Below are 20,166 nucleotides of genomic sequence, written 5' to 3'. Positions count from 1 at the left end.
CGACAAATGGCGTGAAGGAGCCGGCGGGGATGCCCGCCGGCTCCTTTTGCTTTGGGTTAAGGCGGGCAAGCTGCTATTCTGGCGATCAATGTCATGCGGGAGTGCAAAGCCATGTTCGACAATCTGATTGGCAAGCTGGGTGGTCTGGAAGCGATCGCGGCGCAGATCGGCGTGACGCCCGAGCAGATGCAGGGATTGATGGCGGAGATCAGCGCCAAGATCGGTTCTGGCGAAACCAGCGTGGCGGCGCTGACCGAAACGGCGGCCGAACATGGCGTGTCGGCCGACAAGTTGCAGGATTTGCTGGGCGCGTTCGGAGGGCCGGAAGCCATCATGGGCAAGTTGGGCGGCCTGTTCGACCGGGACGGCGACGGCAATCCGCTCAACGAACTGGGCGGCATCGCCAAGGGCCTGTTCGGCTGATCGCCGAAGGGCGCAATCGAAGGGCGGGCGGGCGCATGAAGGGCGCCCTTTCCCGGCGCAAAGTTTTTTTGGCCTTGCCATCGGCGCGCGGAAGCCCCAATTCGCGAGCATCATATGTATTGCGAATGATCCGCAACTGGCGTCGCTGAACGATGCCGGCGCAAGGCAAGGATAAGATGTTGACCGACGTGACGATCGAACAGCCGGTATTGGAACCCACCGGCGCGCTTTCCGTGGAGACGGTGCTGTCGGTGCGGCACTGGAACGAGCATCTCTTCAGCTTCCGCATCAGCAGGCCGGCCAGTTTCCGCTTCCGATCGGGCGAATTCGTGATGATCGGTCTGCGCGGCGACAATGGCAAGCCGCTGTTGCGCGCCTATTCCGTCGCCAGCCCAAGCTGGGACGAGGAGATCGAGTTTCTGTCGATCAAGGTGCAGGATGGTCCGCTGACGTCAAAGTTGCAGCTGATCCAGCCGGGCGACCAGATTTATCTCGGCCGCAAGCCGACCGGCACACTGGTCACCGACGCGCTGCTGCCGGGTAAGCGGCTGTTCATGCTGTCGACCGGCACGGGCCTTGCCCCGTTTCTCAGCCTGGCGCGCGACCCGGACGTCTATGAATTTTACGAGCAGGTCGTCGTCGTCCATTCGGTGCGCCGGGTCAGCGACCTCGCCTTCCGCGACGAGCAGGAAGGTAAATGGGCGCAAGACCCGCTGGTGTCCGAACAGGCGCCCGCCCAGTTCCATTATGTGCCGACCGTGACCCGCGAGCCGTTCGAGGGCAACAGGCAGCGTATCGACAAGCTGGTCGAAAGCGGCGCCCTGTTCGAAGGCATTGACGGGCCGGCGAAGTTCGACCCCGAAACCGACCGGATCATGATGTGCGGCAGCATGGAGATGATCAAGCAGTTCGCCGCCTATTTCGAAGAGCAGGGCTTCACCGAAGGCTCCAACGCCGCGCCGGGCCAGTTCGTGATCGAACGGGCGTTCGTGGGCTGAGGCTTGACGCCAGAGCGAATGACGAAGGCCGGGGGAGCGATCCTCCGGCCTTTCGTTTTGGCGACCCGCCCTGTGCGCGCCCGCGCCTGGGGCGAGCGAAGGGGATGGGGCGCGGAACGGGATCTCCCCTATGGTGATTCCGCGCAGCCGGGGCGCTATCGCCTCAGCGGCGCACCGGGTGTGAGGCCAGGAAACGGGTTCCCGCTTTCGCGGGAATGACGACAGAGGGTGGAGAGCGGACTGGCGGGTTTCGGGATGGCATAGGCAGATAGCGGACATTTGACGGTGCCGGAAAACCCTGATCGTGAGGTTATCGTACCAGTTTGCAATGCGATAGTGTTTGTCGGACAGTCGGGCAGGCACGATTGCTGCGCAGTGCTGGGATCGGCGCGATCGCTTTGGATTTGCGTCATGCCCTGACGCCTATCATGCGATTTCCGACGGCAGAGTGCGCCTATAGCCCTTCGGGCAGTTGGACTCCGCTGGGAATGCGAATGGTCGTGGTGAACATTCGCAGCTTTGAATCTGGCGCAGGGCTGGTGATCGTCATCAGGTTCATCAGGTAGGGATTTCCTTTCCCATCCCGTCTGAAAAATGCGCGTCGTTCTATAGCACCCCGCATAGCGGTCATGCTGGGCACCGGCTTCCAGTCAGCTCGCGAAAGCTGGGTCGAGATGGCATCAGTGATGTTTACGGTGGGTTCCGACAGTAAAATTACACGACAGCCAAGCTGACGACCACCAACCGCCAAAACTACTTCACCTTGTTCAAATGATTTTGACCCCATCGTTGCCTGCGAAATGAGTGCCAGGCCGGGCCTCCCCAACCCCTTCATCATACTGTCATTCACACCGTAATTCAGTCCTATGCCTTCAATGGCTTTAACCGATTTATCGAGTGCGTTGGGATCGGCGACGGTGGGCATTTCGATCGTACCGGCAGCAATACCGAAACAACTTTTCCCGCTAAGATCAGCGATCGAACGAGCCATTTCATCAGATGGCGGTGCAGCCACAAGAGGTCCGCCGCTGATTGCGACTATAAGCGAGAGGCAAAACGCGAGGCGCATGAGAACTCCTAATTCTGGCCTTGCTTGCCTACGATCAAATTCTTTCTGAAAAACGAAGGAAATACATTTGCCTGACGACAATCAGGTGTTTTGCGTCAGCGTCCGCTTCGGAGCATCGCAAATTCGCGAGCAAATGGCCGACTTTGCTCGGCAGCAGACATTCCGCACTCCAAGGCCCGTCGCCGGCCCGTTACACCCGCTTCCGCGCCTCCACCCACGCATCCACATTGCCCGCCAGCACCGTCATCGGCACGCCGCCGCCCGTCACCACGGCGTCGTTGAACAGGCGGAAGTCGAAGCGGTCGCCCAGCGCGGTCTTCGCCATGGCGCGCAGCCGGTTGATCTCGCCATGACCGACCTTGTAGCCGCAGGCCTGCCCCGGCCAGGCGCAGTAACGGTCGACCTCGCCCTGCACATCCTCGACCGTCGAGCCGTTGGTTGTGGCGAACCATGTGATCGCCTTTTCCCGTGTCCAGCGCTTGGCGTGCAGCCCGGTGTCGACGACGAGGCGGCAGCAGCGATAGGCGATCGACTGGAGATAACCCAGCCGCCCGGCGACATCGCCGTCATAGGCGCCCAGTTCGTCGCCCAGCTGCTCGGCATAAAGCGCCCAGCCTTCGGAATAGGCGTTGAACGCCAGTAACGAGCGGATCAGCGGCAGTTTATAGGTATATTCGCCCTGCCAGATATGGCCGGGTATCCCTTCATGATAGCAGAGCGTCGGCAGGCTGTAGCGCGGCCAGATGCTGGTATCGCGCAGGTTGATATAATAGTTGCCCGGCACGCTGCCGTCGATCGACCCGGCCCCGGCATAGGCGCCGGGCGCGCCCGCCTCGATCTCCACCGGCACCCGCTTCACCACCAGCTTGGCCGGCACCAAGGTTGCGAAGGCGCGGGGCAGGCGGGTGCGGATGTCGGCCAGCCGTCCGTCGATATAGGCCAGGATCTGCGTCCGCCCCTCGTCATTGTTGGGGAAGAGGTAGCGCGGGTCTTTGCCCATGGCGGTCATGCGCTCGCCGACCGTGCCCTTCGTCATGCCCAGGCCCTTGAGCAGGCCGTCCATTTCGGACTGGAGCGCGGCGAGCTGGTCGAGACCGAGTTGATGCACCTCGTCCGGGCGCATCGTCGTGGTCGTGCCGGCGCGCAAGGCCCAGGCGTAATAATCCTCGCCCTGCGGCAGCTTCCACACGCCCGCGTCCATCGTCGCGCCGGTGCGCTGGCGCTGGAGTTCTGCGACCTGGCGGGCGAGGGCGGGCGCGACCTGATCGCGGACGATCGCCTCTGCCTTGGCCGCATAGTCGCCCGGCATGGCCTGCGTGCGGCGGGCGATGGAGGCGACCGGCACCCATTGGTCGAAGGGTTGAGCCTGCACGCCGGTCATCTGGCCCAGCGTCTTGTCGAGCAGGAAGGCGGGGGCGACGACGCCGATGCCCGCGTCATGGCGCAGCCGTTCGGTTTCGCCGTCCAGGTTGGCGGCATAGGCGGTCAGGCGGGCGAGATAGGCGTCGGCGTCCGCTATGTCCTTGATGCTGTGGTTGGAATCGAGGAAGTCGGGCGTTTCGACGAAGCTGCCGGTATTTTGCGCGACCGCATAGGGCGCGTTGCGATAGGACCAGTTGCTGTTCATCATCGCCATGTCGCCAAAGGGGAAGGCGAAACCGTCCGCCGCCAGTTCGTGGCTGGCGCGCGCCACTTCCACGTCCGTGCGGGTGGCCGGAGACAGGGCGTCGAGGTCGATGGCGCGCAGCCGGGCGAGGCGATCGCGCACATGGGCGGCGATGCGCGCTTGCCCTGCCGGGCTCTTGTCGCCCAGGCGCGACTTGAGCGCCGCCCGCGCGCCGGTGTCGATGCCAAGGCCGCTGGCGGTTTCGGGCGCGTCCATCAGCATCGCTTGCGCCATGTCGGCCAGCATCGCTTCGGCCCGCGCGTCGGGCGGGGTGGCGGCAATGGCGCGGGCAGGGAGGACGGAGAGGGCAAAGGCGGAGGCGCCGGCGGCGAGCAGTTCGCGGCGGGTGGTGTTCATGGGATCGCATGTCTCCGGGAGGGGCTGTCTGCCTTCAGCTTCGCATATTCCCGCAGATTTCGACATGCTATTTCCGGTTGGGCACGGATTATGACGCAGCATCCTGCGGCTGGTCCGACTGCGCGCCATCGCCGGTCAGCTTCCACCGGCGCAGCAGCGGTGGCATGGTCAGGCCCTGAAGGAAGATGGAGAAGGCGACGACGCCGAATGTCAGCACGATGATCTGCCCCCGTTCGGGCACGCTGGCGGGCACGGCGAGCGCCAGCGCCAGCCCGACCGCGCCGCGCAGGCCGCCCCACAGCAAGACATGCTGATAAGTGGCGGGCAGCCGCAGCGCGGTCCGGCGGAACAGGAAGGAAAGGGGGTAGACCGCCGCCGCCCGCCCGACCAGCGTCAGCACGATGACGAAAGCAAGCGCACCCGACACCAGCGCCAGCGGCTGATGCGCCTCATGGCTGCCGATCATCAGGAAGAGGAGCGAGTTGGCGAGGAAGGCGGCATAGTCCCAGAAACCCAGAACATGCGACCGGCCATGTTCGGAAATGGCGCGACGCCAGCCCAGATTGCCGACGATCACCCCGGCGGCGAGCGCCGCGAACACGCCGGACGCGCCCAGATGTTCGGCCAGCAGGAAACTGCCCCATGCGATCACCGTCGTCAGCGTGATTTCCACCAGATGATCTTCAGTGCGGCCGGCCAGCTTCAGCAGGACGAAGGCGATGCTTGCGCCCGCAGCGACCCCGCCCAACACCGTCCAGGCCAGCTCGCCCAGCGCCGCGACAGGAGTCAGCGACCCGCCGCCCGCCAGGCCCAGCAGGATCGAAAAGCCGACCGCGGCCACGCCGTCGTTGAGCAGGCTTTCGGATTCGACGACCATGCACAGGCGCGGTTCGGCCTTCATCTCCTTGAAGGCGGCGATGACGGAGACGGGGTCCGTCGCCGCGATCAGCACGCCGAAAAAGGCCGCGCCCAGCCAGCTCCAGCCCAGCAGCCAGTGAAGCCCGCCCGCGACCACGCTGGCCGAGATCGCCACGCCCAGAAAGGCGAGCGTGATCGTCAGCGGCAACTGATCGCGCAGGCGGCGCCAGGGCATCTGCAACGCCGCCTCGAAAATCAGGGGCGGCAGGAAGATGTTGAAGATCAGTTCGCGCGACAGCGGCAGGTCGATGCCGATCGGCAGGAGCGCCAGCGCGATCCCCGCGAGCACCAGGCCGGCGGTGTAGGGCAGCCCGATGCGCCGCGACATCATCGCGACGAGCGATGTCACGACCAGCAGCATTCCCAGATCAATCAGTTCAAGGTCCGCCATGCCCATTTCCTTTTCCGCATCGTCGGCCGATCAGCGCTCGACCGAGTCGAGCACGCTATAGCCTCCGTCGGCGCGCGCAATGACGCTGAGGCTGCCATCGCTTTCCAGCACGACCGCGCCGACATCCTCGATGCGGCCGATGCCGCTCTTGCGGATCGCCGCCTCCACCTCCGCCCTGGTCACGCGCTCATCGCGTAGCGCGGCGTGTCGCAGGACGCCATCCTCGACCAGCAGGCGCGGGCGCGAGCGCACCAGATCGCTGAACCAGGCCGACCGGATCGACAGTCGCGCGACCAGCCATTGCAGCAACGCCAACATGCAGAAAGCGAGCGCGCCTTCCAGGAACGCGATGTCCTTGCTGAGCAACACGGTCGCAAGCGTCGAGCCGAGCGCGACCGTCACCACCAGGTCGAAGGCGTTGAGTTTCGAGAGCGAGCGCTTTCCAGCAAAGCGCAGCACCACGACCAGCCAGACATAAGCGATGACGGCGATGACCGCGACGCGCAGCAGCCCCTGGAGATTGTCGAAAAACATGCCGCGACAACGCACGGGCAGGGGTGAGGGGTTCCCCGGTGGCGATGGACGCCCCAAAGAGCCGAGCGCGCAGGCGGAGGGGGATAGGACTGCCGGCGACCATCTTCCGTCATCCCAGCAAAAGCTGGGATCTCAGGCAATGACACGCCAGACCCATCGAGACCCCGGCTTTCGCTGGGGTGACGATCAAGGATCCAGAAAAACCGCTAATCCGCTTCCCACCCATAACCGGCGTAGCGGATCGGCTGGGTCAGCGCGCCACGTGCCCCGGCCGACGCGCATGGGGGGATGGCGGTCCATCCCCCGGTAACCGCTTACAGTCCGTCCAGCCCCTTGCTGACCAGGATATTCACCGCAACGCGGCGATTTTCGGCCTTGCCCTCAGCCGTGTCGTTGCTGGCCATGGGCTGCGCTTCGGACATGCCGGTTGGCGTCAACATGCGATAGGGTTTCCAGCCGCACACTTGTTGCAGATAGTTGACGACGCTGCCGGCGCGCTTTTCGCTCAGTGTCTGGTTATATTCCTCGCTGCCGGTCGAGTCGGTATAGCCCACGACCAGGAGCAGGGCGTGGTCCATCTGCTCGGCCGCGCCGGCCGTGGCGCACAGGTCATTCTTGGCCTGTGGCGACAGCGCCGCCTTGCCCGTGTCGAAATTCACGTTGGTCGTGCTTTTCACATTATATTGGTCGATGTCGCCCACACGGCCGCGCAGCGCTTCGGTCGCCGCCGTCTGCTCGGCAAAGCCCTGGGCCGTGCCGCCGCGGATCATCGACGCGGTCTTGAGATCCTTGTTCTTGAGCGCGATACGGGTCGCGACCAGGCCATCGGCCGCCTGCACCGTCTCGACGCTGACGGGCAGGCCGTTCAGCAGCGCGTCCGCGCCCAGCGTGTCCCGGCCCAGGCCCAGAAAACCGCCGCTTGCCCGGATCAACGTCGCGTCGTTGACGGCGACGACATTGTTGGCGCCATCCGCGCCGGTGACCTGCATCCGGTCGCCGCTGCGCGCGGAGATGATGCCTTCGATCTTCGGTCCCTCAACCGCTTCGACGGGGGCGGGTTCGGGCGCGCTGATCGTCGCGGACAGGTCGGCCGGCGGCGCTTCCTGTGCGGCTAGGCTGGCCGACATCGGCGCGGCGAGCGTGGCAAGCAGCAGCAATGTTCCCCGACCCTTTGAAATGACATGCATGGCGATCCTCCTTCTTTCATCTGACAAGCCGAGCCTGCCTGTTCGCGCCAATATTGCGCGCAGATGAATGGCGCCGGCGCGGCCAGCCGATGTGCCGCCGGTGCGAGCGCCGGGCGAGCCGAGTTGATGCGGAAGCGGGGGCGGCGGGGCGGCACGGACAGGCAGATACGAATTTTTCGGGGTGGCTGCGGCGCGGTGGCGGGCCTAGTCATGAAGGACATGGGCATAAGCGTGAAAGAGGGCGTCTCAACGCTCACCGAAAAGGAGAAGCAGACGCTGCGCCTGATGGTGCGCGGGCATGACGCCAAATCGATCGCGCGTGATCTGGGCCTTTCGGTCCACACGATCCACGAGCGTCTGCGCGACGCGCGCCGCAAGATGGCGGTGTCGAGCAGCCGTGAGGCCGCGCGTCTGCTGCTGGACGTGGAGGGGGACAGCCTTCCGTCCCCCACCCCTCACTTATTGGGGGACAGCGAAATCGGGGCTGACGCTTGCGATCCGCCACGGGATGAGAGAGGCGCGCCGACCGGCGGCGCGGGGCGGGCGGATCGTCGTCGCCTTATGCTCATTGGAGTATTGCTCATGACCCTGGTTCTTGGACTGCTCGCGATCGCGACCCTCTCTCAGGGCGCTTCCGCGCCACACGCCTCTCCGGCAGCCGCCGAGACGCCCGCAAATGCCGAGTTGGTGCAATTCGCACGGAAATTTCTGGCGCTGCTGGATCAGCGGCGCTGGGAGGAGAGCTATGGCCTGACCGGCGCCGCGTTCCGCAAGCTCAACACCGCGCAGGTCTGGGCATCCGTATCCGAACAGGTGCGCGCGCCGCTGGGCGCGGCGACATCGCGAACTTTCATGAGCCAGCAGGATTTGCCGGCGCCGCCCTATGGCTACACGGTGATCAAGTTCCGCACCGACTTCGCCAGCAAGGCCGAAGCGATGGAGACGGTGACGCTGGAGCGCGAAGCAGGCGGTTGGCAGGTGGTCGGCGTGACCATCGAGTGAGGAGAGGCCCGTCGGGCGACAGCGGGCCTAAGCCGTGGCGGGGGAAGCAAGACAGTCGTGAATCCTCCCCAAACTTGCTTGGGGAGGGAGACCGCCGCAGGCGGTGGAGGGGGAAATGCGCGGCCCGGCGTCAGTGCCCCTCCACCCACAGCACCGTCCCCTCGGCGCGCACCACGCGCACGCGCGCGCCCGGCGCGGCGTCGGGGCCGCGCGCGGTCCAGACGCTGTCGCCGACCTTGACGCGGCCTTCGCCGCCGCTGATCGGCTCCACCACGGTCACGGTCTGGCCGATCAGGCGGGCGGTGCGGTCGTTGAGCAGGGGATCGGTGGAGGCGACGGGATTGTCCGCATACCAGCGGCGGCCGCCATAGACCGCCGCGATGCTGAGCGCTGCAAAGAGGAGGAACTGCACGGCAAGGCCGATCGGCAGGGCGAGCGCGACGAGGCCGGTGATCGCGGCGGCGACCGCGATCCAGATCAGGAACACGCCGGGGATCATCACCTCGCCAATGCCCAGCAGCGCGGCGAAGATCAGCCAGGCCCAATGATCCTCCAGCAGGGTGAGCCAGTCGGTCATCGCCCCTATCCCTGATTCTGGCCGAAGGGACCGCGGCGCGGCGGGATGGGGGGCGTGGGCACGGGCATCCCGTCCGGCCCCAGCGCGTCCTTGGCGAGCTGGCCGATGCCGCCCAGCGTGCCGATCAGCTGCGTCGCCTCCACCGGGAAAAGGATGGTCTTGGCATTGGGCGAGGTGGCGAACTGGCTGACGGCTTCGGTATATTTTTGCGCGATGAAATAGTTGAGCGCCTGCGGATTGCCGGCGGAAATGGCGTCGGACACCATCTGCGTCGCCTTGGCCTCCGCCTCCGCCTCGCGCTCGCGGGCCTCTGCGTCGCGGAAGGCGGCTTCGCGGCGCCCTTCGGCCTGCAATATCTGGCCCTGCTTCTCGCCCTCGGCGCGCAGGATTTCGGCGGCGCGGGCGCCTTCGGCATCCAGGATGTTGGCGCGCTTCTCCCGCTCCGCCTTCATCTGACGCCCCATGGCGTTGACGATGTCGGCGGGCGGGCGAATGTCCTTGAGTTCGACGCGGGTGATCTTGATGCCCCAGCTATTGGTCGCCTGATCGACGACCGACAGCAGGCGGGCGTTGATCTCGTCGCGCTTCGACAGGGTTTCGTCCAGGTCCATCGACCCCATCACCGTGCGCAGGTTGGTGGTGGCGAGCTGCATGATCGCGACATAGAGTTCGGACACTTCATAGGCCGCCTTGGCCGCGTCCAGCACCTGGAAGAAGACCACGCCGTCGACCGACACCATGGCATTGTCCTTGGTGATGATTTCCTGGCCCGGAATATCGACCACCTGCTCCATCATGTTGATCCGGCGGCCGACCGCGTAGAAGAAGGCGGGGTAGAAATTGAGACCGGGCTTTGCGACTTCCGTGAAACGGCCGAACCGCTCGATCGTATATTGATAGCCCTGCCGCACCACCTTCACGCTGACGGCGAGGTAGAAGAGCACGAGCCCCGTGAGCGTAAGCGCGAATGTCGTCAGCATGTTCATACCTGTCTCCCCGATCCTGGGGTTGGATTATGCGCGCTAATCTTTAACGGGGAAAGTCAAACCGGAAGGAGAGTTTCGCCATGTTGCTGCGCCACGCCCGATCGCTGCTGTTCCTGCCCGCGTCCAACCCCCGCGCCATCGCCAAGGCGCGGACATTGCCGTGCGACATGGTGATCCTGGACCTGGAGGACGCCGTGCCCGACGATCGCAAGGGCGAGGCGCTGGACGGCGCGATCGCCGCGCTGGGCGAGGGGTTTGACGGCCGGCTGAGCGCGGTGCGGATCAATGTCGAGGGGATGCCGAGCCACGGGCGCGAGATGGTGGCGCTGAAGGGCACGGCGGCGGATTATGTCGTGCTGCCCAAGGTCGAGCATCCCAAACAGGTCAAGGATGTGTTTTCCGTCAGCCAGAAGCCGGTGATCGCGATGATCGAAAGCGCGCGCGGCGTGCTGGCGGCCACTGCGATCGCGGGCGGCGAGGGGTGCGCGGGCCTGTTCATCGGCACGAACGACCTGCGCAAGGATCTGGGCATACCGCCGATGGCCGGGCGGGCTGGCCTGTCCCTGGCGATGCAGACGGTGCTGCTGGCGGCGCGGGCGGCCGGTGTCGCGGCGTTCGACGGCGTGTTCAACCGGCTGGAGGATGAAGCTGGACTGGAGGCCGAATGCGCCGAGGGCCATGCGCTGGGCTTTGACGGCAAGACGCTGATCCATCCGTCCCAGGTGCCGGTGGCGAACCAGGTCTTCGGACCCGATGCGCAGGCGGTGGCGGACGCGCGGCGGCTGGTCGAGGCGGCGACTGGCGGCGCGGAACGCTTCGAGGGGCGGATGATCGAGACGATGCATGTCGAAGAAGCCCGCGCCCTGATCGCGCGGGCGGAGGCGGTTGGGCTTTAGCCCTCAAAAATCCGGGCGGCGTTTTTCGCGGAAGGCGGCGACGCCTTCGGCGAAGTCGGGGCGGGCGAAGGCGTCGCGGAACAGGGCGAGGGTGGTGGCGTCGTCGTCCGCCTGACCATCCAGGATGCGGCGGATGATCGCCTTGGTCGACCGCACGCTATGCTGGGCGTTGGCGGCGATGGTGCGGGCGAGCGCGTCGGCGGCGGCGCGGGGGTCGGCCGCGATTTCGTCGACCAGGCCGATCGCCAGCGCCGTGTCGGCATCGTGCAGCGCGGCGGTGAAGAGGATGCGTTTCGCGCGGGCCGGACCGACCAGATCGACCAGCAATTTGGTGTCGAACAGCGAATAGACGATGCCCAATTTGGCCGGCGTGATGCCAAGGCGGGCCGCCGGGGCGGCGATCCGCAGGTCGCAGGCGATGGCGAGGCCGCAGCCGCCGCCGATGCAATCACCCTCGATCGCGGCGATCACCGGCTTTTCGGCATGGGCGATCGCATATTGGCTGGACCGGATCGCCGCCTGATTGGCGACGCGCCAGTCGGCATCGCCCGCACAGGCGGCAAATTCGCCGATGTCCGCGCCGGCGCAGAACAGGCCGGGCGTGGCGGAGGCGAGGATGAGGACGCGGACGGCGTCGTCGGTCATGGCCCGCGCGACGAGGCGGGGCAGTTCCTCCCACATCGCCTGGGTCATGGCGTTGCGGCGATCCGGCCGGTCGATCAGCAGCCGGGCGACCGGGCCATCCTGTTCCAGCCGCACTGTCATGACCGGCGCATCATGCCGGCCAGCGTTCCAGCAACGGGACAAGCTCGTCGAAATGATGGATGACGGCATCCGCCTCCAACTGTTCGACCGGGCCGTCGAGAAAGCCGAAGCTGACCGCGACATTGGCTATGCCGGCATTGCGCGCGCCGGCGATGTCGTTGATCGTATCGCCGATGAAGATGGCGCGGCCGCCGCCGGCGCGGTCGATCATGGCGCGGATCGGCGCGGGATCGGGCTTTGACACGCCGACCGTGTCGCCGCCCACAATGGCCGCGAACCGCTCAGACAGGCCGATCTGGTGCATCAGGGGGATGGTGAAACGCTCCGCCTTGTTGGTGCAGATGGCGAGGCGGACCCCGCGCGCGGCGAGGGCGTCCATCGCCGTGAGCAGGCCGGGATAGGGGATCGAATGAATGGCGAGATTCTGCTCATAATAATCGAGCAGGACGGGCAGCAGCCGGGTCAGCAAGGCATCGTCATAGCCGCCCGATGCGTCGAGCGCGCGCGCGAGCATGATCCTGGCGCCCTTGCCGACGAAGGGGTGGATCGATGCGGCCGGGAAGGGCGGTCGGTCGATCGTGCCGATGGCGTGGTTGACCGCCGCGGCCAGATCGCCGCTGGTGTCGATCAACGTGCCGTCCAGGTCGAAGCCGACGATGTCGAAGGGGATCGGGTCCAGATTTCTCGCTGCCATGCCGCGCCATGCCGCGCCCATGGTGGCAATGGCAAGCCAAACATGGCAGAGGGCATGTCTGTTCACGCTTCTTTCCAAGGATCTGTCGCAAGTGACCGCTCCCAACCCGACCGCCCGCCCGCTCGCCGTCATCATCCTTGCCGCCGGGCAGGGAACGCGGATGAAATCCGCGCTGCACAAGGTGCTGCATCCCGTCGCCGGGCGGCCGATGCTGCTGCACCTGCTGGCGAGCGCCGCCGAGCTGAAGCCTGCACGGCAGGTGGTGGTGGCCGGCGCCGGGCGCGCGCAGGTGGAGCAGGCGGTGGCCGGCACCGGCGCGGTGATCGCGGTGCAGGGGCAGCAACTGGGCACCGGCCATGCGGTCGCCCAGGCGCATGACGCGCTGGCGGGCTTCGCGGGCGATGTCCTGATCCTCTATGGCGATGTGCCGCTGGTGCGGGCCGACACGATGCGCGCGATGGTCGAGCGGCTCAATCGCGGGGACGAGCCGCGCGCGGTGGTGCTGGGCTTTCGCCCCGATGACGCCGCCGCCTATGGCCGCATCATCGCCGACGGGCAGGGCATCATCGAGAAGATGGTGGAATATAAGGACGCGACCGAGGCGGAACGGGCCGTGACCTTGTGCAATAGCGGGCTGATGGCGGTGCGATCGACCGACCTGTTCGTCCTGCTCGACCAGATCGGCAACCAGAATGCTGCGGGCGAATATTATCTGCCCGACATCGTCATGCTGCCCGGCGGACAAAGCGCGGTGATCGAGACCGAGGCGTGGGAAGTGGCGGGCGTCAACAGCCGGGTCGAACTGGCCGGGGTCGAGGCGATGTGGCAGGCGCGGCGCCGGGTGGAGGCGATGCGCGAGGGCGCAACGCTGGTGGCGCCCGAAACGGTGTTCTTCGCCCATGACACGGTGCTGGGCCGCGACGTGGTGGTGGAGCCCAATGTGGTGTTCGGTCCCGGCGTCAGTGTGGCGGACGATGTGACGATCCACGCCTTTTCCCATCTGGAGGGGGCGACCGTGGCGCGGGGCGCGGATGTCGGCCCCTATGCGCGGCTGCGGCCCGGCGCGCAGATCGGTGAAAAGGCCAAGGTCGGCAATTTCGTCGAGATCAAGCAGGCGAGCCTGGGCGAGGGGGCCAAGGCCAATCACCTGTCCTATATCGGCGACGCCAGCGTCGGGGCGGGGGCCAATATCGGCGCGGGCACCATCACCTGCAACTATGACGGCTTTTTCAAATATCGTACGGAGATCGGCGCAGGCGCGTTCATCGGCTCCAACAGCGCGCTGGTCGCCCCGGCCAGCATCGGCGACGGCGCGATCGTCGCGGCGGGCAGCGTCGTGACGCGGCCGGTGGAGGCGGATGCGCTCTGTCTGGTCCGGCCGGAACAGGTGGGCAAGGCCGGATGGGCCAAGCGCTTCCGCGAACGGATGATGGCCAAGAAGGCGAACGGGTGATTTCGAGACCCGTGCCGACGCAGGCGCCTATTCTCGCATGACGCTGGCGCGCAAAATCCTCTGGGCGCTGCTCGCCCTGGTCGTGATGGCCGGGGGCTTCGCGCTCTGGCTGGTCCACAACGCCCGCGCCATGCCGGTGGTGCGGCGGGCGGAGATCGCGCTGCCGTTTCCGGCCGACGCGCCGCGCAAGCCCGTCACTCTCGCGCTGCTGACCGACACGCATCTGTCCGGCCCGGACAACAGCCCGGCGCGGATGGGGCGGATCGTGGCGCAGATCAACGCGCTGAAACCCGACCTCATCCTGCTGGGCGGAGATTATATCGGCGATGACAAGGGCGGGGCGACCTATGATGCGCGGGCGAGCATCGCCGCCTTCGCCAGCCTGCGCGCGCCGTTGGGCGTGGTGGCGGTGCTGGGCAATCATGACAGCCGCAGCAAGCGGAACCGCCGGGCGCTGAGCGGGCCGGACTGGCGGGCGGCGTTCGCGCGGATCGGCATCACCCTGTTGCAGGACGGAGCGGTGCGGCGCGGGCCGCTGGCGATCGGCGGGCTGAAGGACATCTACACCCGCAAGGTGGACATGGCCGACACGCTGGCGGCGATGGCGCGGATCGGCGGTGCGCCGGTCATCCTGTCGCATGGGCCGGACGTGTTTCCGCTGCTGCCCGACGCGCCTTCGCTGACGCTGGTCGGCCATACCCATTGCGGACAGGTCGCCTTGCCCTTCGCCGGCATCGTCTATGTGCCGTCGAAATATGGCACCCGCTATGCCTGCGGCCTGTATCGCGAGGATGGCAAGACGATGATCGTCGCGGCCGGAGTGGGAACCAGCGGCCTGCCTGTCCGGATGCTGGCGCCGCCCGATATCTGGCTGGTGACGATCCGGCCCCGTTGAAATCTTTTCCCGCTGCGCGGTTGGCGCGTGGGTGCCGAGGCATTAATGGCTTGACCATGACTTGCCCGCTATGGCGTGCGGTTACGGTTTATCAGCTTGTGGGCGGGGCTTTTCCTTCATGTGCGGCATCATCGGTATCATCGGCAAGGACGACGTGGCGGAGCGGCTGGTCGATGGTTTGAAGCGGCTCGAATATCGCGGCTATGACAGCGCGGGCGTCGCTACTATCCATGACGGCGCGATCGAGCGGCGGCGGGCGGAGGGCAAGCTCGCCAATCTGGTGAAGGAACTGGTGGCCGAGCCGCTGCCCGGCACCACCGGCATCGCCCATACCCGCTGGGCCACCCATGGCGCGCCGACGACCAGCAACGCTCATCCCCATGCCACCGGGGAAGTCGCGCTGGTCCACAATGGCATCATCGAGAATTTCAAGCCTCTGCGCGAAGAGCTGCTGGGGCGCGGGCGGCATTTCGACAGCCAGACCGATAGCGAGGTGGTCGCCCATCTGGTGAGCGAACAGGTGGAGCAGGGCGCATCCCCGCGCGATGCGGTGGCCGCGGTGCTGCCGCGCCTGCATGGCGCCTTTGCGCTCGCCATCGCCTTTCGCAGTCATCCCGACATGCTGATCGGCGCGCGGCTGGGGTCGCCGCTGGTGGTGGGCTATGGCGATGGGGAAACCTATCTTGGCTCCGACGCGCTGGCGCTGGCGCCGCTGACCCAGCGCATCGCCTATCTGGAGGAAGGCGACTGGGTCGTCATCACGCGCGATGGCGCCGAGATTTTCGACAAGGACAATGTTCCGGTGGAACGGCCGGTGACGATCTCCGGCGTGTCCGGCGCGATGATCGACAAGGGCAATCATCGCCATTTCATGCAAAAGGAAATTTACGAGCAGCCGGTCGTCGTCGCCCAGACGCTGCGGTCCTACCTGCGCCGCATGGAAAATCAGATCGCCATGCCCGACATGGATTTCGACCTGGGTCAGGTGAAGCGCATCACTATCGTGGCTTGCGGCACGAGCTTCTACGCTGGCCTGGTCGCCAAATATTGGTTCGAGAAATTCGCCCGCGTGCCTGTCGACATCGATGTGGCGAGCGAGTTCCGCTATCGCGAGCCGGTGCTTGAAGCCGGCGGCCTCGCTCTCTTCATCAGCCAGTCGGGCGAAACCGCCGACACGCTGGCCGCGCTGCGCCACGCCAGGACGGAGGGGCAAATCATCGCGGTCGTCGTCAACGTCCCCACCAGTTCGATGGCGCGTGAGGCCGACCTGCTGCTTCCCACCCATGCGGGGCCGGAGATCGGCGTCGCGTCGACCAAGGCCTTCACCTGCCAGTTGGCCGTGCTGGCGGCGCTGGCGGCCAATCTGGCGCGGGCCAAGGGCAAGCTGACGCCCGAGGAAGAATCGGAGATCGTCTGGCATTTGTCCGAAGCGCCCGCTGCCTTGAACGAGGCGCTGGGCCGCGACGGCCAGATCGAGGCGATGGCGCACCTGATCGCGCCGGCGCGCGACGTGCTGTATCTTGGGCGCGGACCGGATTATCCGATGGCGCTGGAGGGGGCGCTCAAGCTCAAGGAAATCAGCTATATTCACGCCGAAGGCTATGCCGCGGGCGAAATGAAACATGGGCCGATCGCACTGATCGACGACGCCGTGCCGGTGATCGTGATCGCGCCGTCCGGGCCATTGTTCGAAAAGACCGTCAGCAACATGGCCGAAGTGCAGGCGCGCGGCGGCAAGGTGGTGCTGATTTCCGACGCGGAGGGCATCGCGCTGGCCGGCGAAGGCTGCATGGCGACGATCGAGATGCCGGAAGTCCATCCGCTGATCGCGCCTCTGGTCTATGCCGTGCCGGTGCAACTGCTCGCCTACCATGTCGCCGTGGCCAAGGGCACCGATGTCGACCAGCCCCGCAACCTTGCCAAATCGGTGACGGTGGAGTGAGCGACGGGCTGATCGCGCCGCCCGAATCCAGCCGCGCGCCGCGGCCGGACATGCTGACCGTCAGCTTCGACCATTGGGAAGGGCCGCTCGACCTGCTGCTGACGCTCGCGCGCAGCCAGAAGGTTGACCTGCGCGAAATCTCCATCCTGGCGCTGACCGAACAATATCTCGCTTTCATCGACGGCGCGCGGCAGTTGAAGCTGGAGCTGGCGGCCGATTATCTGGTGATGGCCGCCTGGCTCGCCTATCTTAAATCCTCGCTGCTGCTGCCCCGGCAGGAACAGCCCGATCCCAGCCCGGAGGATATGGCGCTGCGGCTGCAATTGCGGCTCCAGCGGCTCCATGCGATGCGCGATGCGTCCGCCCGGTTGATGGCGCGCGACCGGATCGGCCGCGACGTGTTTGCGCGTCGCAAGCCCGAAGGGCTGCGGCTGGTGAAGAAGGCGCAGTGGCGCGCCAGCCTCTATGAACTGATCCAGGCCTATGGCCAGATTCGCGCCCGCACCCAGCCGGTGGTCCACACTATCGCTCTGCGGCCGGTGATGACCCTGGACGAAGCGATCCAGCGGGTTGGCGCACTGGTCGGCGCGGCGCTCGACTGGACCCGGCTGGAGGCGTTTCTGCCGGCCGACATGGACCTGCCCAAGGCCAAGTCGGCGCTGGCGAGCAGCTTCGTCGCCGCGCTGGAACTGGCGCGGCAGGGGCGGCTCGAAATTCAGCAGGACGGGATTTTTCAGCCCATTTACCTGCGCGCCGCAGTGCCGGGAGCATCGCTGTCATGACCCAGGAGCTCGACGACCTGCTTCGCGCGGTCGAGGCCGCCCTGTTCGTGGCCGAAGCGCCGATGACGCCGGGCGAACTCAGGCTGCATGTGGGCGAGGGTGATATTGACGCCGCGCTCCACCGGCTGGCCGACCATTATGCCGGGCGCGGCGTCAATCTGGTCGAACGCGGCGGGCGCTGGCATTTCCAGACGGCGGGCGACCTGGCCCATATCCTGCGCCGGGAAAAGGACGAGCCGCGCAAATTATCGCGCGCGGCGATGGAAACGCTGGCGATCATCGCCTATCATGAGCCGGTGAGCCGCGCGGAGATCGAAGCGATCCGCGGGGTTCAGGTGGCCAAAGGCACGCTGGACGTGCTGATGGAGGCGGGTTGGGTTCGGCCTGCCGGGCGGCGTGAAGTGCCCGGCCGACCGCTCATCTATGCGACGAGCGTAGAATTCCTGTCACATTTCGGCCTTAGCAGCCGCCGGGACCTGCCGGGGATAGAAGATCTGCGCGCAGCAGGGCTGCTTGACCCGGTCGATCTGGCGCTGGAGGGTCTGGGCGGCCAATCCGTTCTGGAAAATGACGAGGATTAGGCCTAGACAGGCCTTCTACTAGGAGTGTTGTATTATGGGTTCCTTTTCGCTGATGCACTGGGTCATCGTGCTCCTGGTCGTCATGCTGCTGTTCGGTGGCGGCCGGATTTCCGGGCTGATGGGTGACGTGGCCAAGGGTATCAAGAGCTTCAAAAAAGGCATGGCCGACGACGACGATGACGGCGCGACCAAGCCCGCGACCCGGATCGAGGGCCATCGCGTGCCCGAACAGGATGCGCCGACCGCGACCGCGTCCGAAGAAAAGACCAAGGCCTGATCCTCTAGCACAGGCCGAAAGTTCCGCATGTTTGGCATCGATTCGACCGAATTTCTGGTGATCGTGATCATGGCGGTGATCGTGATCGGCCCGAAGGATTTGCCGCGCGCGCTCTACAAGCTGGGGCAGATCGTCGGCAAGGCCCAGGGCATGGCGCGCCATTTCCGCACCGGCATCGACGCCATGGTGCGCGAGGTGGAGCTGGAAGAGCTGGAAAAGAAATGGGCGACGCAGAACAAGCGGATCATGGAAGAACATCCGCCCGCGCCCGCCACCGAAGCGCTGCCCGCGCCGGAAACGGTCGCGCAAGGCAAGCCGCCTTTCGTGGCGGAACCTGCGCCGGAATTGGCGCCCGGTGGCGAAAAGCCGCCCTATGTCGCGGAAGCTCCCCAGCAGCCGACGCCGACTGGCAAGCCGCCGTTCGTCGCGGAATCCGCGCCCGTGCCGCCGGCCATGGCCGCGACCGACAAGCCGCCCTATGTGGCCGAAGCGCCGGCTCAGCCGGCCCCGCAGCGCAAGGATGATGCGGCGGCATGATCAACGACATCGATGACAGCAAGGCGCCCCTGCTCGACCATCTGATCGAGCTGCGCAGCCGCTTGCTCAAATGCGTCTATGCGCTCGTCATTACCGGGGCGGTGTGCTTCTATTTTTCCGAGCAGCTTTTCGCGATCCTGGTGCATCCGCTCAAGGAAGCCTTTGGCGACGGCGGCGGGCGACTCGTCTACACCAAACTCTACGAAGCCTTTTTCGTGCAGGTGAAGATCGCCTTTTTCGGCGCTTTCTGCCTGTCCTTCCCGATCATCGCCAACCAGCTCTGGGCCTTTGTCGCGCCGGGCCTTTATGCGAAGGAAAAGAAGGCGCTGCTGCCCTTCATTCTGGCGACGCCCTTCCTCTTCGCGATGGGCGCGAGCCTGGCCTATTTCGTGGTGATGCCGACCGCCTTCCACTTCTTCCTGGAGTTTCAGGGCGACAGCAGCGGCCTGTCGGTCGAGGCGCTGCCGAGCGCCGACGCCTATCTGGGCCTGGTCATGCAGTTCATCCTGGCCTTCGGCATCAGCTTCCTGATGCCGGTGCTGTTGATGCTGCTCAACCGCGCGGGGTTCGTGACGCGGGCGCAACTGATCGGCCTGCGCCGCTACATGATCGTCGCCGCCTTCGTTCTGGCCGCCGTGCTGACCCCGCCCGATGTCGTGTCGCAGCTGATGCTCGCCATCCCGCTGCTGCTGCTCTACGAAGTCACGATCATCGCGATCTGGTTCACCGACCGCCGGCAGACCAAGACGGAAGATGCGGAGGAAGCCGCCGCCTGACGGGGCGACGGCCGTGCCGGGTTCCACAGCCGGATAACGCACGCGGAAGGAAGTTGATCGCAGCGGGGTAGGCTGGCAAACCGTGAAACCCATCCCTCTTCGGCAGCGGCCCCTTGATCCTCCCCAAGCTTGCTTGGTGAGGGGGACCGCCGCAGGCGGTGGAGGGGAAAATGCGCAACCCTGGACTATCACCCCAGGCTTGCTTGGTGGGGGGGACCGCCGCAGGCGGTGGAGGGGAAAATGCGCAACCCTGGACTATCACCAAGCTGCGCCCTTCATGTCAGCAACGAATCACCTGCCAGCTTTCCATGCCGCATCGGGGCGCTTCGAGCGGCAGCGCCGCCGCATCATCGTCCGCCGCGGGAAAGCGCCGTCAGTTTTTCCGCTGCGGCACGGTGAAGGTGCCCGACACGCGCCCGCTCGGGCTGGTGGAGGCGCCCGCGCCGCCGCCGGTCGATCG

The 20,166-nt window shown here is 66.0% G+C and carries 21 protein-coding genes; 12 read left to right on the top strand and 9 right to left on the bottom strand.

From position 1 onward, the window contains the following. The first annotated feature begins 111 nt into the window (after nt 1–111). Nucleotides 112–423, top strand: coding sequence for a hypothetical protein (locus tag C100_RS42495; protein WP_024021228.1), 312 nt, complete (start codon nt 112–114; stop codon nt 421–423). A 176-nt stretch (nt 424–599) separates the two neighbouring features. Continuing rightward, nucleotides 600–1,421: an FAD-binding oxidoreductase gene (locus tag C100_RS42490; protein WP_031310049.1), complete on the top strand. Its 822-nt coding sequence runs from the start codon at nt 600–602 to the stop codon at nt 1,419–1,421. 454 nt (nt 1,422–1,875) lie between these two features. Here C100_RS42490 and C100_RS48420 read toward each other — a convergent pair whose 3' ends face one another. From C100_RS48420 to C100_RS42470, 5 genes are all read right to left on the bottom strand, one after another. Continuing rightward, nucleotides 1,876–2,490: a hypothetical protein gene (locus C100_RS48420; RefSeq protein ID WP_152536518.1), complete on the bottom strand. Its 615-nt coding sequence runs from the start codon at nt 2,488–2,490 to the stop codon at nt 1,876–1,878. A gap of 190 nt (nt 2,491–2,680) precedes the next feature. Continuing rightward, on the bottom strand, nt 2,681–4,513 hold the full coding sequence (locus tag C100_RS42485; protein WP_024021225.1) for a DUF885 domain-containing protein: 1,833 nt from the start codon (nt 4,511–4,513) through the stop codon (nt 2,681–2,683). A gap of 88 nt (nt 4,514–4,601) precedes the next feature. After that, nucleotides 4,602–5,822, bottom strand: a complete 1,221-nt coding sequence (locus C100_RS42480; RefSeq protein WP_031310048.1) for a cation:proton antiporter — start codon at nt 5,820–5,822, stop codon at nt 4,602–4,604. Nucleotides 5,823–5,852: 30 nt separating this feature from the next. After that, the gene (locus C100_RS42475) at nt 5,853–6,356 is read right to left on the bottom strand and encodes a DUF421 domain-containing protein (protein ID WP_024021223.1); all 504 of its coding nucleotides are present in this window, start codon (nt 6,354–6,356) and stop codon (nt 5,853–5,855) included. 314 nt (nt 6,357–6,670) lie between these two features. After that, the gene (locus C100_RS42470) at nt 6,671–7,543 is read right to left on the bottom strand and encodes an OmpA family protein (protein WP_024021222.1); all 873 of its coding nucleotides are present in this window, start codon (nt 7,541–7,543) and stop codon (nt 6,671–6,673) included. Between the two features lie 219 nt (nt 7,544–7,762). On the opposite strand from C100_RS42470, the gene C100_RS42465 reads away from it, so the two are divergent. Then, on the top strand, nt 7,763–8,545 hold the full coding sequence (locus C100_RS42465; protein WP_031310047.1) for a helix-turn-helix domain-containing protein: 783 nt from the start codon (nt 7,763–7,765) through the stop codon (nt 8,543–8,545). A gap of 130 nt (nt 8,546–8,675) precedes the next feature. Here the strand turns inward: C100_RS42465 and C100_RS42460 are convergent, their stop codons facing one another. Both C100_RS42460 and C100_RS42455 read right to left on the bottom strand, forming a co-directional pair. After that, entirely contained in the window at nt 8,676–9,122 is a 447-nt protein-coding gene (locus tag C100_RS42460; protein ID WP_024021220.1) for an NfeD family protein, read from the bottom strand. 5 nt (nt 9,123–9,127) lie between these two features. Continuing rightward, entirely contained in the window at nt 9,128–10,102 is a 975-nt protein-coding gene (locus C100_RS42455; RefSeq protein ID WP_031310046.1) for an SPFH domain-containing protein, read from the bottom strand. 86 nt (nt 10,103–10,188) lie between these two features. Here C100_RS42455 and C100_RS42450 point away from each other — a divergent pair, with 86 nt between their 5' ends. Beyond that, on the top strand, nt 10,189–11,004 hold the full coding sequence (locus C100_RS42450) for an HpcH/HpaI aldolase/citrate lyase family protein (protein WP_024021218.1): 816 nt from the start codon (nt 10,189–10,191) through the stop codon (nt 11,002–11,004). Nucleotides 11,005–11,007: 3 nt separating this feature from the next. On the opposite strand, the gene C100_RS42445 is transcribed toward C100_RS42450, so the two are convergent. Both C100_RS42445 and C100_RS42440 read right to left on the bottom strand, forming a co-directional pair. Continuing rightward, nucleotides 11,008–11,769, bottom strand: a complete 762-nt coding sequence (locus C100_RS42445; RefSeq protein ID WP_024021217.1) for an enoyl-CoA hydratase/isomerase family protein — start codon at nt 11,767–11,769, stop codon at nt 11,008–11,010. A 10-nt stretch (nt 11,770–11,779) separates the two neighbouring features. Further along, on the bottom strand, nt 11,780–12,448 hold the full coding sequence (locus C100_RS42440; RefSeq protein WP_152536519.1) for an HAD family hydrolase: 669 nt from the start codon (nt 12,446–12,448) through the stop codon (nt 11,780–11,782). 175 nt (nt 12,449–12,623) lie between these two features. On the opposite strand from C100_RS42440, the gene glmU reads away from it, so the two are divergent. The 8 genes from glmU (at nt 12,624) to tatC (ending at nt 19,706) form a co-directional block, all read left to right on the top strand. Then, entirely contained in the window at nt 12,624–13,916 is a 1,293-nt protein-coding gene (gene glmU, locus C100_RS42435) for a bifunctional UDP-N-acetylglucosamine diphosphorylase/glucosamine-1-phosphate N-acetyltransferase GlmU (protein WP_052028359.1), read from the top strand. A gap of 85 nt (nt 13,917–14,001) precedes the next feature. Continuing rightward, complete coding sequence (locus C100_RS42430) at nt 14,002–14,811, top strand: metallophosphoesterase (protein WP_442800326.1); 810 nt, start codon at nt 14,002–14,004, stop codon at nt 14,809–14,811. 118 nt (nt 14,812–14,929) lie between these two features. Beyond that, the gene (gene glmS, locus C100_RS42425) at nt 14,930–16,753 is read left to right on the top strand and encodes a glutamine--fructose-6-phosphate transaminase (isomerizing) (RefSeq protein ID WP_024021213.1); all 1,824 of its coding nucleotides are present in this window, start codon (nt 14,930–14,932) and stop codon (nt 16,751–16,753) included. Between the two features lie 50 nt (nt 16,754–16,803). Then, complete coding sequence (locus tag C100_RS42420; protein ID WP_052028358.1) at nt 16,804–17,535, top strand: segregation and condensation protein A; 732 nt, start codon at nt 16,804–16,806, stop codon at nt 17,533–17,535. Continuing rightward, entirely contained in the window at nt 17,532–18,116 is a 585-nt protein-coding gene (scpB, locus tag C100_RS42415) for an SMC-Scp complex subunit ScpB (RefSeq protein ID WP_024021211.1), read from the top strand. Before C100_RS42420 ends, scpB begins: the two co-directional genes overlap by 4 nt. A 34-nt stretch (nt 18,117–18,150) precedes the next feature. Beyond that, a complete protein-coding gene (locus tag C100_RS42410) occupies nt 18,151–18,393 on the top strand; it encodes a twin-arginine translocase TatA/TatE family subunit (protein ID WP_024021210.1) in 243 nt (80 codons plus the stop codon). 27 nt (nt 18,394–18,420) lie between these two features. Continuing rightward, nucleotides 18,421–18,930 carry a Sec-independent protein translocase subunit TatA/TatB gene (locus tag C100_RS42405; protein WP_024021209.1) on the top strand — a complete coding sequence of 170 codons (510 nt, stop codon included), beginning with the start codon at nt 18,421–18,423 and terminating at the stop codon, nt 18,928–18,930. Next, a complete protein-coding gene (gene tatC / locus C100_RS42400; RefSeq protein WP_024021208.1) occupies nt 18,927–19,706 on the top strand; it encodes a twin-arginine translocase subunit TatC in 780 nt (259 codons plus the stop codon). Before C100_RS42405 ends, tatC begins: the two co-directional genes overlap by 4 nt. Nucleotides 19,707–20,166: the final 460 nt, after the last annotated feature.

The organism is Sphingobium sp. C100 (assembly GCF_000508185.1).
Lineage (GTDB): Bacteria > Pseudomonadota > Alphaproteobacteria > Sphingomonadales > Sphingomonadaceae > Sphingobium.
This window is presented reverse-complemented; position numbering and strand designations above follow the sequence as displayed.